2 protein-coding genes are annotated in these 514 nt (G+C 71.2%); both read right to left on the reverse strand.

Annotated elements, in window-relative coordinates; genetic code table 11:
* Positions 1 to 152: hypothetical protein (locus JNK74_30370; GenBank protein ID MBL7650474.1), on the reverse strand; the 152-nt coding region annotated here is incomplete at its 3' end.
* 189 nt (positions 153 to 341) lie between these two features.
* On the reverse strand, positions 342 to 514 hold a 173-nt coding region (locus JNK74_30375), incomplete at its 5' end, for a hypothetical protein (protein MBL7650475.1).

Genomic DNA, 514 nt, shown 5'->3' on the forward strand with positions numbered 1-514 from the left:
TAGGCGAGCACGCGCCGTTCCTCGCCGGCATCGGCCGTCATGGCGCCCATGCGCAGCACCGCTTCGTGGACCAGGGCGGTGGTGTCGAGCAGGGTGTTGCGGCCCCCCTTGCGCAGCCGGGCCCGGGCCAGCACGTGCAGCTGGCGGTACAAGGGAGCGGACACCTCGGGCAGCGCGTCAGGTCTGGAGCTCATTGTTCGCCGCTTATACGCCAAGCCGCTGGTGCCCACCACCACGACCGGCACCGGCGCCGTACTCTCCGATGGCGCTGCGTCGCCTGCACCGGCCCGGGCGCAGCGAAACGGGTCGAATGTGAAGCCTGCGACCGGGCCGCGGCACCCTCACTGCAGCCGGGCGGCCTCGGCTTCCATCCTGGTGACCAGGCGGTCGAGCTGGTCGACGACGGCCTGCACGGTGGCGCGCTGCTCGAGGTCGACGCCGGCCTTCTTCAGCAGCTTCATCGGCTCGTCGCTGCCGCCGGACTTGAGCAGTTCGAGGTACCGGCCGGTGGCTT

This window comes from Candidatus Hydrogenedentota bacterium (assembly GCA_016791475.1).
GTDB lineage: Bacteria > Hydrogenedentota > Hydrogenedentia > Hydrogenedentales > JAEUWI01 > JAEUWI01.